Consider the following 13,274-nt stretch of genomic DNA (forward strand, 5'->3'; position numbering starts at 1 on the left):
GATTCAACTCCCCTTCTTCTTTTCGAGCAGGTTGATGAGCATCTCGGCCTCTTCGTCGTCCATTATGACGTTGTCAACCTTCTTGTCGAGTTCGACGAGGTGCCAGGTCTCTATGAGCTTCTGGAGCACTTCATCGTAGGAGCGAGCGTCAAGCTTGTCTTTGAGGAGCTTTATCTTCTTCCAGGTGCTCTCATCAACTGCTATCGTTTTCATCTCCCAACCCCTCCGTGACGATTCTCCTATATGTCTCCACGCTCTTTCTACGCGGGATTCTCTCCTTGGTTATCAGGTCGACTTCGTAGAGGCCGAAGCGTATCTTGAACCCCATCGCCCACTCGTAGTTGTCCGTCAGCGCCCAGTGGAAGTAGCCTCTGACGTCAGCGCCGTTCTCAATCGCCCTGAACAGTTCCCTCACGTGGCTGACGATGTAGCGGGGTCTCAGTATGTCCTTGGAGTCTGCTATGCCGTTCTCGGTTATGTAGACCGGCTTCCCGTACTCCGCCCCTATCATCGTGGAGTCGTATATACCTTTCGGATAGACTTCCCAGCCGAAGTCGCTGGTCGGGTTGTTGTCGGGCGAGACCCCCATCGGATTTCCGGAATAGCCGTATCCCTCGGCACCCACGAAGCTGACTATCGGCAGCTCCTTGAACTTCGGCTCGACCCACCTAACAACCTCCCTGGTGTAGTAGTTGTTCCCTATCCAGTCGTTCCTGGCCAGGTGGTCTATTTTAACCTCCTCCCAGCTCAGCTCGAGGTCAACCCTGCCGTCGTTGAGGGCGTTGAGGAAGAGCCGGTTGTGGAAGTAGTCATAGTTTTCCGCGGCTTTAACGTCCCGCTCGTCCCTCGGGTTCAGAGGATAGGCGGGAATTATGTTGAGGATTATCCCTACCGGCGCCTTTGAGAACTCCTTTATCGCATCGTAGGCTCTCGCATGGGCGACCATCTGGTGAATTATGACCTTCTTCGCCGCGTTGGGGTTCAGTATCCCGGGCGGCCAGCCGACGTAGGGGGCGAGGTAGCCGAGCTCAACGGTAACCATCGGTTCGTCGAAGGTGGCCCAGAAATCCACCAAATCTGAGAACTTCCAGGCGATGTACGCCGAGAACTTAACGAACTCGACTATGCTTCTCTCGTCAACCCAGCCCCTTGCCCTTGCCCCTTCGAGGTTCCTCCTCACCTCGATGGGGTTATGGAGCCACACGGGGAGGGTCTGGTGGTTGAGCGTCACGAAGGTCGAGAAACCGAGCTTCTTGAGGTTCTTCAGCACTGCCCGGTAGTGGGCGACCTCGGAATGGTTGGCCAGCCCATCGAGCTCCTCCAGGGTTTCCTTCTTGATTTTAACGCGCTTTATCAGGCCGTAGGAGTCCCTCTCAACCTCGGCTTCGACGCCGAAGGTCGGACACGGGAAGATTCTGCTCCACTCTATCGTGAGCTGGTAGGCGTTCAAACCCAGGTCCTTGGCGAGCCTGTGGTCGATTTCGTACAGCTCATAATTGTTTATGCCGTCCTCGGGCAAATCACCGCTGACGAGGTCGTTCTTGATGTTGAAGGGATCGCGGACCCACTGCCACCAGTCGCTCCTCGCGTCTATTCCCCGTCTAAGGGGGTCACCCATCTCAAACTGAAAGGCCGACTGAACGACGCCCCAGTAAAATTCCTTCATCGGTTCCACCTAGGCATTTATAGATTTTGGTGTTTTTATAATTTTCCTACCATCGCCACCGTGACGTTGTGATGCACCGGTCGTGCCCGTCGCTCCTGTTCTCCTGGACTTTTATGTACACTGTGTACCCATCCTGTTCACCAAAAAGCTTATATAGATTTGGCTAGTGTTATAAAATTGACATTGTTTATAATGAGGTGGGAAACTATGAAAAGGCATCTTGCCGTAGCTCTGGTGGCTCTTCTGCTGGTAAGCCTCTGGAGCTTTGCCTCCGTACGCGCTGAGGACTTTCCCCGAAATGAAACGATATACACGGCCAACAGCGCTCCCCCGGCCAGCGCCAATCCCTTCCAGGGCGGCAACATTATCGGCATAGACGGTCTCGTCTTCGAGCCTCTCTTCATGCTGAACTTCATGACTACTGAACTCAAGCCTTGGCTCGCCGAGTACGGGAAGTGGATAGACAGCACCACCTATGAGGTGAAGCTCCGCGAGGGAACGAGGTGGCAGGATGGGAAGCCCTTAACCGCCGAGGACGTGAAGTTCTCCTTCGAGTACTACGAAAAGCTTGGCCTGAAGAAGTTCGAGGGCCTGAGCGAAATCAAGGTCGTTGACGACAGGACCGTCCGCTTTGTCTTCTCAGGCCAGCCCAACGTGTGGGTCTGGGACCAGAACCTCTACTCCGTTCTCATAATACCGAAGCACATCTTCGAGAACCTCGACCCCGAGAAGGTCAAGACCATGACCTTCACGGGCGACGACAAGAAATACCTCGTCGGTTCTGGTGCCTACAAGCTTAAGGAGGTCGTGGAGCAGCAGAAGTCAATCCTCGAGAGGAACGAGGACTGGTGGGGGGCGAAGTACTTCAACAAGCCCGCCGCCAAGTACATCATCCAGCTCTACGTTTCGAGCAACGATCAGGCAGCAAACATGTTCCTCAAGGGAGACCTCGACGTTGCCACCTACTACCTCGACATAGCCGAGCTCAAGAAGCAGAACCCCAACATCGTCAGCTGGCTCGACAAGGAGCCCTACTTCCCGCCGGTCGTTCCGGTGGTTCTCTACTTCAACACCCAGCGCGAGCCCATGAACATGCCCGCCTTCAGGAAGGCCATAGCGATGGCCATCAACCCGGAGCAGATCGTCCAGCAGGGACCGATAAGCGCGGTTCCGGACCAGACCCCGCTCGGACCCATCATGCAGGGCTGGAAGGACAAGATCGGCGCCAAGGACATCATCAACGAGTACGGCTGGAAGTACGGCGACCTCCAGGATGCCATGAAGATACTCGACCAGCTTGGCATCAAGGACACCGACGGTGACGGCATCAGGGAGTACAACGGAAAGCCCGTTGAGCTGCACTTCGTCACCTGCTCTGGCTGTTCCGACTGGATACAGGCGGGCGAGATAATCGCCAACCAGCTCAAGCCCCTCGGAATAAAGGTGGTCATCGACAAGGGTGACTGGACCAACTTCTTCATGCAGAAGCTCAACAGCGGCGACTTCGACCTCGCGCTCCACTGGGCCGGAACCTTCAAGCCCGACCCCTACAGCGTCTACTACAACCTCATGTACTACAAGAACGAAACCGACAAGGGCGGCGCCAACTTCGGCAACTATCACAACGAGAGGGTCAACGAGCTGCTCCAGAAGCTCGCAGCGACGCCCAATCAGGACGAGCAGATAAAGTACCTCAAGGAGCTCACGCAGATATGGCTCCAGGACGTCCCTGCGGTTCCAGTTTACACCGGAACCGTCTTCTACGAGGCTAACACCCAGTACTGGAAGAACTGGCCCAACGAGAAGAACCCCTACGGCGTTCCGATCTTCTGGCCCGGCTTTGGAACCTGGGGTACCGCGCTGGCGATGCTCGGAGTTCAGCCCGCCCAGGCGCCGACCACAACCACTAGCAGCCCGAGCGGAACCACGACTACAACCGGTGGCGGAGGTAGCACCTGCGGTCCGGCCGCCTTGATTCTACTGGCGGCGGTGCCTCTCCTTCTGAGGAGGAGGCGCTGATACCTTTTTCTTCCTTTTGACGATTTATAATCGGGAGGGAAAGCAATGGGGTTCAGGAAGTATCTCGCCAGGAAAACCTTCGTTTACGCGATAACTTTCCTGTTCGCGGTCACGCTTAACTGGCTCCTGCCCAGGCTCATGCCGGGCAACCCTATAGAGGCTATGATAGAATCCAACCTCAACCTCGCCCCCGGCGAGAAGGAGATACTGATTAAATTCTACGAGGAGCTTTACGGGCTCAACGAGCCCCTCTGGAGGCAGTTCGTGAACTTCTGGGTCAGGCTCTTCCACGGGGATTTGGGTTACAGCCTCCTCTACAAGGCCCCCGTGTGGGATTTAATCAGGCATGCCCTTCCCTATGATATCGCCATCCTCCTCCCGGCCATAGCGCTCAGCTGGCTGGTCGGAAACTGGCTGGGCGCGATAGCGGGTAAGAATAAGAGGTACGACCGCTACATGATGCCCATCTTCTACTTCCTTGCGAGCATGCCATACTTCTGGTTCGCCATGCTCCTCGTCTACTTCATCGGGGTCAAGGCCGGCTGGCTCCCCTACCAGGGCGCCTACGACCCCTCCCTGCTCCCTAGCTTCTCGTGGGAGTTCATAAAGAGCTTCATCTCCCACTGGATACTCCCCTTCCTGAGCCTGTTCATAGTCATGATCGGCAGCTGGGCCATAGGAATGCGCAACATGATAATCTACGAGCTTGAGGCAGACTACGTCCGCTACCTTGAGGCGCTCGGCGCGAGCGAGAAGCTGATGACTCGGCATGCCTACAGGAACGCCATCCTGCCCCAGGTTACCGGCCTGGCGCTTCAGCTCGGCCTGATGGTTGCCGGGGCGATAGCGACGGAGATAGTCTTCAACTACCCGGGAATAGGCATACTCCTAATGAACGCGGCGCTGAGCCAGGACTACTTCCTGCTTCAGGGGGCCTTCCTCATGGTCGTGGTCTCGGTTCTCGCGGCGAACTTTGTCATAGACATAGTCTACGCCTTCATCGACCCGCGCGTCAGGACGAGCTACACGGAGGGTTGAAGATGGCCAGGGAGAGCAAGCTCTACAAGTTCAAACTCGCAATGAGGAACAACAAGTTCCGCTTCGGCTTCGGGGTACTCCTGTTCTTCGTGGTATTCGCCATAATCGGCCCCCTGTTCACGGTGTTCTCAAGCGATGGCCTCTACTACGAGACCATACCCGGAACAAACATCACTGTGGCGACGTACTCCACCAAGACCCTTCCGCCGATGACGCGGGAGGTGCTCACGACCTACACCGGCAGGCAGGTGGAGGTTCTCCACATCCTTGGAACGGACAAGCTCGGAAAGGACCTCTATGCTCTCCTCGTCTACGGTCTGAGGACCAGCCTCTGGGTGGCGGTGCTGGCGGCTGTGATTGGAACCGCACTCGGAATCACAATAGGCTTCATCGCGGGCTACAAGGGCGGACTGACCGACGAGCTGCTCATGATGTTCGTCAACATAATGCTGGTCATCCCGTCGATAGTGCTCCTAATACTGGTCGCGGCCTATCTCGAAGCCAGAAGCCCCGAGGTTCAGGCGGTTATCATAGGTCTAACCGGCTGGCCCTGGGTTGCAAGAGCCGTTCGCTCCCAGACCCTCTCGCTGAAGAACCGCGAGTTCGTGAACCTGGCGAGGATAGTCGGCCTAAGCGACCTCAGGATAATCTTCGAGGAGATAATGCCCAACATGATTTCCTACATCTTCATGGTCGGAATCCTGCAGTTCAGCGGCGCGATACTCGCCTCGGCGACGCTCGACTTCATAGGCCTCGGCCCAACGACGGCGGTATCGCTGGGAACGATACTCCAGAAGGCGATAGCCCACAATGCCCTCCAGTTCGGCTGGTGGTGGTGGTTCATCCCGCCCGGGCTGATAATCACCCTCATCATCACGGCGTTGTTTTTCATCAACCTGGGCATGGAAGAGGTGTTCAATCCGAGGCTGAGGAGGGAATGACATGCTCACCGTTGAGAACCTTAAAATTTACTACGTAACCCCCGTCGGTCACGTAAAGGCCGTTGACGGCGTCAGCTTTGATGTCAAGGAGGGGGAGGTCTTCGGCATAGCCGGCGAGAGTGGCTGCGGGAAATCAACCCTCGTGCACTCCCTCATCCTCAGGAAGCCGCCGATGGTTCACATGGGTGGAAAGGCGCTCTTCAAGGGCAGGGACCTGATGAGGCTGAGCGAGGAGGAGGCGAGGAGGATACGATACAGCGAACTCTCAATAATCCCCCAGTACGCGATGAACGCCCTCAACCCGACCAAGAAAATCAGGGACATAGTCTGGGATCTGGCGAGGGAACACGGCCACACGGACAGAGAAGAGGTCGAGACGCTCCTCCGCGAGAGGCTGACGATGGTGAAGCTCAGTCCCAATGTGGCGAACATGTACCCCGTCGAGCTGAGCGGTGGAATGCGCCAGCGCGCCACCATGGTCGTCTCAACGCTCCTCAACCCGGATTTGCTCATAGCTGACGAGATAACCTCTGCCTTGGACGTCACGACCCAGCGCGTCGTCATTGAACTCCTCCATCACTTCATGGAGGAGGGCATAGTCAAGTCGATAATCTTCGTCACCCACGACCTGGCGATACTCGACAAGATAGCCGACAGGATAATGGTGATGTACGCGGGTAAGGTCGTCGAAATAGGCCCCACAGAGGAGATAATCAACAACCCGGTTCATCCATACACCCGGCTTCTCCTCAACTCCCTGCCGAGGATGGGCGTGCAGTACAAGCGGCAGAAGCTGAGTGGCATTCCCGGCTACCCGATAAGCCTGCTCAACCCACCGAAGGGCTGCCGCTTCCACACCCGCTGTCCCTACGCCCTCGAGAAGTGCCCCAGCGAGGAACCGCCGCTCCTGAGCGTTGGCAGGGACCACTACGTTGCCTGTCACGTCGCCGGGGGTGAGGGCCAATGAGTCTCCTCAAGGTCGAGAGGCTGACTAAGATATTCCGCTCCGGTCTCGTCGGCGGCTTTGAAATTCGAGCCGTTGACGACGTCAGCTTCGAGATTAAACCCGGGGAGATAGTTTCCCTGGTCGGCGAGAGCGGGAGCGGAAAGACCACGGTCGGAAAGCTCATCCTCAGGCTGATAAAGCCCACCTCCGGAAGGATACTCTTCGAGGGCCGGGATATAACCGAGCTGAGCAAGAAGCAGCTGAGGAGGGAGTACTACAAGGACGTCCAGGCGGTGTTCCAGGACCCCTTTGCGAGCTTCAATCCCCTCCACGAGATCGACAGGGCCTTTGACCTGGTCTTTCGATCGTTCTTCCCGGACGTTGGTCGGGACGAGCGTGACGAGATGATAAACGACGCGCTGACCCAGGTCGGCCTGAATCCGAGCGAGGTACGCGGCAAGTACCCGCACCAGCTCAGTGGTGGGCAACTGCAGCGCATACTCATAGCCAGGGCCCTCCTCGTGAAGCCGAAACTCCTAATAGCCGACGAGGCGGTTTCAATGCTTGACGCCTCAACGAGGATTGACATCCTCAACCTCCTCGGCGACTTCAGGGACAGGTACGACACCTCGGTTCTCTTCGTCACGCATGACCTGGCGCTCGGCTATTACATCAGCGACTCGACGATAATCATGTACCGCGGAACCATCGTCGAGATGGGGGACACGGAGAAGGTGTTCCACAACCCGCTTCATCCGTATACGCAGATGCTCCTGGAGAGCGTCCCTGATTTGAACGTCAAGTGGGAGTTCAGGGGGATCGAGCCCGAGAAGGAGGAGCGCGGCATCTACGAGATAGCCGGCTGCCGCTACGCGCCGAGGTGTCCGAAGGTTAAGGACGTCTGTTTCAAGGTCCGCCCCGAGCTCCGCGAGGTCGAGAAGAACCACTGGGTCGCCTGTCATCTCTACGGGGGTGGTTGAATGCACGCGACGCTGAGGGAGATACGGAAAACCCCAGAAGGGATACTCACCGCCCAGAGGGCCTTCGAGGACTTCGTAACATCTCACGACTTTCGGTTACCGAGGGAGATAGTTTACACTGGTTGCGGCAGCTCGCACTTCCTGTCGCAGCCGCTGGCCATGGCAACCACCCGCCTCGGGGGCAGGGGGCTCAGCGCCCCCTGCTCCGAACTTCTTTATTCGCGTGAATGGTATCCGATAGGAAACCCTGAACTTCTCGTCGCCATATCGCGCTCTGGCGAGACAACCGAGGCGGTTAAGGCCCTTAACACGCTCGACGTTCCCAGGTTCGCCCTCACCGCCTACGAGAGCACCCTGTCGAGAGAAGCCGACCACGCCCTAATCGTCCCGGCCCACGAGGAGAGCGTCGTCATGACCCACTCCTTCACGGCCTTCTACTTCGCATTCCTGCAGCTTCTCCTCCATTCGTACGGGTGGGAAACCTACGACGCGGAACTCGTCTCATCGCTAACGAAGGAAGTCCTGCGGAGCGAGGACTACATCAGGGAAATCGTTAGCGACTTCGACTTCAGAAACGTCATCTTCCTCGGCTCGGGGATACTCTATCCCGTGGCACTTGAGGCCATGCTGAAGATGAAGGAGATGGCCCTCTTCTGGAGCGAGGCCTATCAGACCTTTGAGGTCAGGCACGGCTTCAAGTCCATAGCAGACGAAGGAACCCTCGTAGTTCTGCTCGTGGACGAGCCCCTCGACTGGCACGAAAAACTCACGGAGGAATTCCAGGGGCAAAAAGCAAGGGTTCTCACCGTTGGAAGGCGCGACACTGGGGCAGATTACTTTATCGAGGTTCCGGAGCTGAGTCCACCGACCAACGTGGTTCTCTACCTGCCTGTTATCCAGCTCCTCGCCTACTACAAGGCCGTTGGGCGCGGACTCAATCCGGACAGGCCGAGGTTTCTGAGCAAGGTGGTGAAGTGGTGATGGTTATGAAGGTTGGGCACGACGGCAGGGTTTACCTTATCGATGGCGAGAGGGTGGTGATCTACGGCGGAACGCTCCAGTTCTTCCGCGTTCCGAGGAGACATTGGCGCGACAGGCTGGAAAAAATGAAGAGGCACGGCCTCAACACCGTCGATACCTACGTCGCCTGGAACTGGCACGAGCCCGCGAAGGGTAATCTCGACTTCACCGGGGAGACGAGCCCGGAGAGAGACCTGGTGGGCTTCCTTGAGCTGGTTCAAGAGATGGAGATGTACGCCATCGTCAGGCCCGGCCCGTACATCTGCGGCGAGTGGAGGAACGGCGGAATCCCCAACTGGCTCATCAACGAGCACCCCGAGATACTCGCCAGGGGGCCGGACGGGGACCTGCCGCGGGACATCTATTATCCACCCATCACGTACCTGCATCCGACTTATTTGGAGGCCGTCTCGGAGTGGTATGATGCGGTCCTGCCGGTAATTCAGGACTACCTCCACACCAACGGCGGGCCTATAATAAGCGTCTCGATCGATGACGAGCCCTCATACTGGGAAACGATATTCCAGCCGTTCCTCACCGATTACAACGATGTCGTCGTTAAACCCGGCGGCTTCTGGGAGGGATGGCTCAGAGAGAACTACTCCCTTGAGACGCTCGCGGAGCGGTACGGGGAAGAAATCTCGGACTACGGTGAGGTTAAACCCCCGACCGACCCATCGGAGCCCCTCACAAAGCTCCTCGACTGGCACCGCTTCAAGATATGGATGACCAACCGCTACGTCGAGACCCTCTACGACCACCTGAGGCGCTACGTTGATGTCCCGATAAGCATACTCGACCCCTACCTCCTCCTGGTGGCGTGGAAACACTTCTACCGCCACGTGAGAGAGAGGAACCTCGATATTCACCTCTGGACGGAGTTCTGGTACTCCTTCTACCGCTCCTTCGACTTCAAAGAGGACAGGCTCGGGCACATCTATTACAAGACCGGAATCTACCGCTTCTACCAGAAAAAACTCGGAACGCCGCCGCTGAGTATAGAGACCCAGGTCTCGCTGGCCCACACAATAGAGCCGGACGAGGCCGAGCTGCTCTACGCCCTTCTTCCGGCCCTCGGAATCCACAACATCAACTACTACCTCTACGCCGGCGGAGAGAATCCCGAAGGCTACGAGTCGCACAACGGAATAAGCTGGGACGTTTACTCGCCGATAGGCCTTGATGGAACTGAGAGACCGCACGTCGAGCCGATTAAATGGCTCGGCGAGTTCCTGAGGGGTAACCCCGGTTTCGTGGAAAGCCGGCTCAAGCCGAGGGTCGCCTTCGGGGGCTACGAACCCTACGAGCCCCTCGCGGTGTGGGGGCTTAGAGGCAACCTCAAGGAGAGCGTCAACCTCAACGAGTACCTCTTCGGCGAGCGTGGGCTTTTGACGCTCCTGGCGATGAGCAACGTGCCTTTCGACGTCCTTGACCTTGAGGAGGCGACCGTCGAGGAGATGTTAGCGTACGACCAGCTATGGGTCTACAGCCTCGATTTCATGGCTAAGGACGTTCAGAACAAGCTGGTAGAGTTCGTTGAGCGAGGCGGAAATCTTGTGGTCCTCCCGATGCTCCCCTATCTTGACGAGAACATGAAGCCGTACTCCGCCCTAGCAGACTATCTCGGCGTTGAGGTTGAGTTTGCAGAGGCGAGGGACAACTTCAGGCTCATCCCCTTCGTCAGCGTCTCCTCGGACGGGATTGACAGGATGGTAACCAGGAATGTTGCTAGGGAAGTCAGGGGTGGAACGCCGGTAGCCTTCGCCAACGGCAAGCCCGTCGGGGCGCTCGTTCGGAAGGGAAGGGGAAGCGCGATAGTGCTCGGCTTCAGGCTCCAGTACTTCAGCAGCCACCACGACCTCCACAGAAAGTTCGTTGATAAACTGCTGGCCCTTCAGGGTGTTACAAGAGATTTTGAGGTCACAGATAGCGACATGATAGCGATTCCCCGGGGGAACTATCTAGTTCTCGCCAATCCGCGCGGCCACAGGGTATTTGGGAAGGTCAGGTACAGAGGAATCGAGGTTCCAAAGCTCATGGATGGAATAGAGATGAAAAAGCGTGGCGTTCTCTTCCTGCCCTTCGGGGTCAGATACGGCGACGTTGAGGTCGTTTACTCCACGGCGACCGTTCTCGGCAGGAACGGCGACGTGCTTCGCCTCCGCAACCATCTCTCCGGCTTAAGTGAGGTGGCGCTGAGAAACGTTGAGGACGTCAGGGTCGTCGGCGGTAAAATCGTGGACGAGTCCCTCTCGGATGGTGTTCTTACCATAGTGGTCGAGCACAGGCCTGGGAACTTTGAGCTGGAGTTCTGACTCCGCTGCCTTCTTCACTATTTTTGGGCAACCGTTTTAAGCCCCTGCGAGAACTTGGGAACGCGATGATGAGTGATGGGCGAACCGATGGATGAGGAAGGAAAGGTGATCTCTGAGCAAACCCTTTTAAGGCCCATCTCCAACCTTTTTCGGGATGATGATTTCAGCCTTGTCTGAGGCTCGTGATGATGGAGTGACGGACTGACCGCGACGTTCCGTTCTGCTTTTTTCGATTAGCCTAACAAAATTGGAAAACCTAATAAGGTTTGGTCCCAACGCCGGTGTGGAAAGGTTTAAATATTGTGTGCATATGCACAAAATTGTGGTGGTACCGTGGAGGAGATATACAGACCTATATGGGTCAGCATCGTTGGCAACGTCCTTCTCGCTGTCCTCAAGCTAACCGTGGGTTTTCTGTATTCGAGCATAGCCCTCATATCCGACGGCGTTCACTCGCTGAGCGACGTTGTCACGAGCGTCATCGGCTACGCGGGAATAAAAATCTCCTCGAAGCCACCCGATAAAAGCCACCCCTTCGGCCACTCACGGTTTGAACCCCTGGTGGCCTTTCTAATCGGGGAGGCGCTGGTGATAGTGGCCTACGAGATAGGCCGCGATGCGGTCTACAGAATCATCCATGGGGGGAGGATAGAGGTAACTTCAACAATGCTTGCGGTTACGGTGATTTCAATCCTAGCGAAGGAGTTCATGTTCCGCTACTCCGTTCACGTTGGAAAAAGGCTCAACAGCCAGATACTTGTTGCGGATGCATACCATCACAGGAGCGACGCCCTGAGCAGCGTTGCGGTTCTTATCGGCCTCGGTACCCAGAGACTCGGCTTTCAGTACGGCGATTCTCTTGCGGGCCTCGTGGTTGCACTATTCCTACTGAAGGTTTCCCTGGATATAATCCTCGAGAACGTCGGCTATCTGACTGGCCAGGCACCGCCTTTTGAGATATGCGAGGAGATAAAGAATCGTGCGTTGGGCGTTCCCAACGTTCTCGGCGTCCACGACCTCCGCGCCCACTACGTTGGCAGCAGACTTCACGTCGAGCTCCACATAGAAGTTCCCCCAGAACTCACGCTGAAAGAGGCCCACGACATCAGTGAGGAGGTTAAGAAGCGGATAGAGGAAATCCCCGAGGTGGAGGTCGCCTTCGTTCACGTGGACATAAAGGGGGTCACCGAATAACTTCCCTCAAATCCCTCAGAAAAGCCTCCAGGTGCTCCCTCTTCACGTGGGGCATCATGACGATTCTGATGTAGCCCCTGTGGGCGCTTATGCCCCAGCCGCGCCTCTTCAGTTCCTCCTCGACTTCCTCAAGATTCTCGGTTCCGAAGGACACTATGTTGAGAACCGGTTCGCGGATGAGGTAAACGCCGGGAATCCGCTTCAATTCGGAGGCGAACCATCTGCTCAGCTCCATCGCGTTCCTGACGACCTCAGTGTAGCCCTCGAAGCCGAGGTGTTTTATCATCGCCCACACGGCTAAAGCGCTTGCACCCGGTCGGGTCCCTGTTATCGTGGCCTGCCACACCTTTCCACCGGCCAGATACGGCGCCGGAACGCTTATCGCCTCTAGAAACTTCTTCTCCCTGAAGATTATTCCTCCCGCGGGGATCGGAACCATCCCCATCTTGTGGGGGTCGATGGTTACGCTCTTCACGCCCTTCAGCCTGAAGTCGAAGTCCGGAATCTCGTAGCCTAAAGCTTTTGCGAAGGGTATCACGAAGCCTCCGAAGGCGGCATCCACGTGAAGGGGAAGGCCGTAGTCCAGAGCCAGGTCGCTTAGGGCCGGGATGTCGTCCACAACGCCGAGGCCCGTTGTGCCGGCTATTCCAACTATCCCAATCGTGTTGTCGGTAATCCTATCCTCGACGTTCCTAACGTTGACGGAATAATCCGGATTCAGCTCCGCCCAGACGAGCTTAACGCCGAGCATCTCGCTCGCCTTCAGGAACGAGAAGTGGGCGCTCTCGGGCAGAATGAGCTCAGGTTTCTCGACGCCCGCCATGTTCCGGAAGGCCCTCACGGCCAGGATATTGGCCTCGGTTCCGCCAGAAACTATGTGCCCGTAGCCCCTCTCCAGGCCGAGCAGGTTTGAAAGCATTCCGATGGCCTCTTCCTCGACCTTCTGGCTTCCGACGTGCAACCCAGGGTCGCCTAGGTTTCTGTCAATGTAGCGCCGGACGACTTCGAGGGCGAAGGGATGGGGGTATGTGCACATCGAACCGAGTATCCTCCCCGAATCAAAGGTAAGATCGGGGGCCGTTTTTTCCTCAAGCTCCACCAGAACCTCTTCCTCGCTCGCGCCTCTCCTCGGGAACATCCTCTCACCAGCCTGGC

The 13,274-nt window shown here is 56.9% G+C and carries 11 protein-coding genes; 8 read left to right on the forward strand and 3 right to left on the reverse strand.

The features are described 5' to 3' along the window. Window positions 1–3: 3 nt before the first annotated feature. Window positions 4–213 carry a hypothetical protein gene (locus A3L10_RS08900; RefSeq protein ID WP_088181373.1) on the reverse strand — a complete coding sequence of 70 codons (210 nt, stop codon included), beginning with the start codon at window positions 211–213 and terminating at the stop codon, window positions 4–6. Continuing rightward, window positions 194–1,666, reverse strand: a complete 1,473-nt coding sequence (gene bgaS, locus A3L10_RS08905; RefSeq protein ID WP_088867278.1) for a beta-galactosidase BgaS — start codon at window positions 1,664–1,666, stop codon at window positions 194–196. Before bgaS ends, A3L10_RS08900 begins: the two co-directional genes overlap by 20 nt. A gap of 207 nt (window positions 1,667–1,873) precedes the next feature. On the opposite strand from bgaS, the gene A3L10_RS08910 reads away from it, so the two are divergent. From A3L10_RS08910 to A3L10_RS08945, 8 genes are all read left to right on the forward strand, one after another. Continuing rightward, on the forward strand, window positions 1,874–3,685 hold the full coding sequence (locus A3L10_RS08910; RefSeq protein WP_088867279.1) for an ABC transporter substrate-binding protein: 1,812 nt from the start codon (window positions 1,874–1,876) through the stop codon (window positions 3,683–3,685). Window positions 3,686–3,730: 45 nt separating this feature from the next. Continuing rightward, window positions 3,731–4,723: an ABC transporter permease gene (locus A3L10_RS08915; protein ID WP_088867280.1), complete on the forward strand. Its 993-nt coding sequence runs from the start codon at window positions 3,731–3,733 to the stop codon at window positions 4,721–4,723. A 2-nt stretch (window positions 4,724–4,725) separates the two neighbouring features. After that, the gene (locus tag A3L10_RS08920) at window positions 4,726–5,664 is read left to right on the forward strand and encodes an ABC transporter permease (protein WP_088867281.1); all 939 of its coding nucleotides are present in this window, start codon (window positions 4,726–4,728) and stop codon (window positions 5,662–5,664) included. Window position 5,665: 1 nt separating this feature from the next. Continuing rightward, the gene (locus tag A3L10_RS08925; RefSeq protein WP_088867282.1) at window positions 5,666–6,631 is read left to right on the forward strand and encodes an ABC transporter ATP-binding protein; all 966 of its coding nucleotides are present in this window, start codon (window positions 5,666–5,668) and stop codon (window positions 6,629–6,631) included. After that, entirely contained in the window at window positions 6,628–7,590 is a 963-nt protein-coding gene (locus A3L10_RS08930) for an ABC transporter ATP-binding protein (RefSeq protein ID WP_088867283.1), read from the forward strand. The genes A3L10_RS08925 and A3L10_RS08930 overlap by 4 nt, the downstream gene beginning before the upstream one ends. Beyond that, window positions 7,591–8,571: a glucosamine-6-phosphate deaminase gene (gene glmD / locus A3L10_RS08935; RefSeq protein ID WP_088867284.1), complete on the forward strand. Its 981-nt coding sequence runs from the start codon at window positions 7,591–7,593 to the stop codon at window positions 8,569–8,571. It begins immediately after the preceding gene. Window positions 8,572–8,576: 5 nt separating this feature from the next. Then, window positions 8,577–10,925, forward strand: coding sequence for an exo-beta-D-glucosaminidase (gene glmA, locus A3L10_RS08940; RefSeq protein WP_088867285.1), 2,349 nt, complete (start codon window positions 8,577–8,579; stop codon window positions 10,923–10,925). 333 nt (window positions 10,926–11,258) lie between these two features. Continuing rightward, window positions 11,259–12,119, forward strand: coding sequence for a cation diffusion facilitator family transporter (locus tag A3L10_RS08945; protein ID WP_088867286.1), 861 nt, complete (start codon window positions 11,259–11,261; stop codon window positions 12,117–12,119). Here A3L10_RS08945 and mfnA read toward each other — a convergent pair. Further along, window positions 12,109–13,257, reverse strand: coding sequence for a tyrosine decarboxylase MfnA (gene mfnA, locus A3L10_RS08950; protein ID WP_088867287.1), 1,149 nt, complete (start codon window positions 13,255–13,257; stop codon window positions 12,109–12,111). The two genes, A3L10_RS08945 and mfnA, sit on opposite strands and share 11 nt — an antisense overlap. Window positions 13,258–13,274: the final 17 nt, after the last annotated feature.

It is taken from the genome of Thermococcus radiotolerans (assembly GCF_002214565.1).
Lineage (GTDB): Archaea > Methanobacteriota_B > Thermococci > Thermococcales > Thermococcaceae > Thermococcus > Thermococcus radiotolerans.

Coding starts and splice junctions, on each gene's coding strand:
- A3L10_RS08900 (WP_088181373.1), bottom strand. CDS start 213: ATGAAAACGATAGCAGTTGATGAGAGCACCTGGAAGAAGATAAAGCTC.
- bgaS (WP_088867278.1), bottom strand. CDS start 1,666: ATGAAGGAATTTTACTGGGGCGTCGTTCAGTCGGCCTTTCAGTTTGAG.
- A3L10_RS08910 (WP_088867279.1), top strand. CDS start 1,874: ATGAAAAGGCATCTTGCCGTAGCTCTGGTGGCTCTTCTGCTGGTAAGC.
- A3L10_RS08915 (WP_088867280.1), top strand. CDS start 3,731: ATGGGGTTCAGGAAGTATCTCGCCAGGAAAACCTTCGTTTACGCGATA.
- A3L10_RS08920 (WP_088867281.1), top strand. CDS start 4,726: ATGGCCAGGGAGAGCAAGCTCTACAAGTTCAAACTCGCAATGAGGAAC.
- A3L10_RS08925 (WP_088867282.1), top strand. CDS start 5,666: ATGCTCACCGTTGAGAACCTTAAAATTTACTACGTAACCCCCGTCGGT.
- A3L10_RS08930 (WP_088867283.1), top strand. CDS start 6,628: ATGAGTCTCCTCAAGGTCGAGAGGCTGACTAAGATATTCCGCTCCGGT.
- glmD (WP_088867284.1), top strand. CDS start 7,591: ATGCACGCGACGCTGAGGGAGATACGGAAAACCCCAGAAGGGATACTC.
- glmA (WP_088867285.1), top strand. CDS start 8,577: ATGAAGGTTGGGCACGACGGCAGGGTTTACCTTATCGATGGCGAGAGG.
- mfnA (WP_088867287.1), bottom strand. CDS start 13,257: ATGTTCCCGAGGAGAGGCGCGAGCGAGGAAGAGGTTCTGGTGGAGCTT.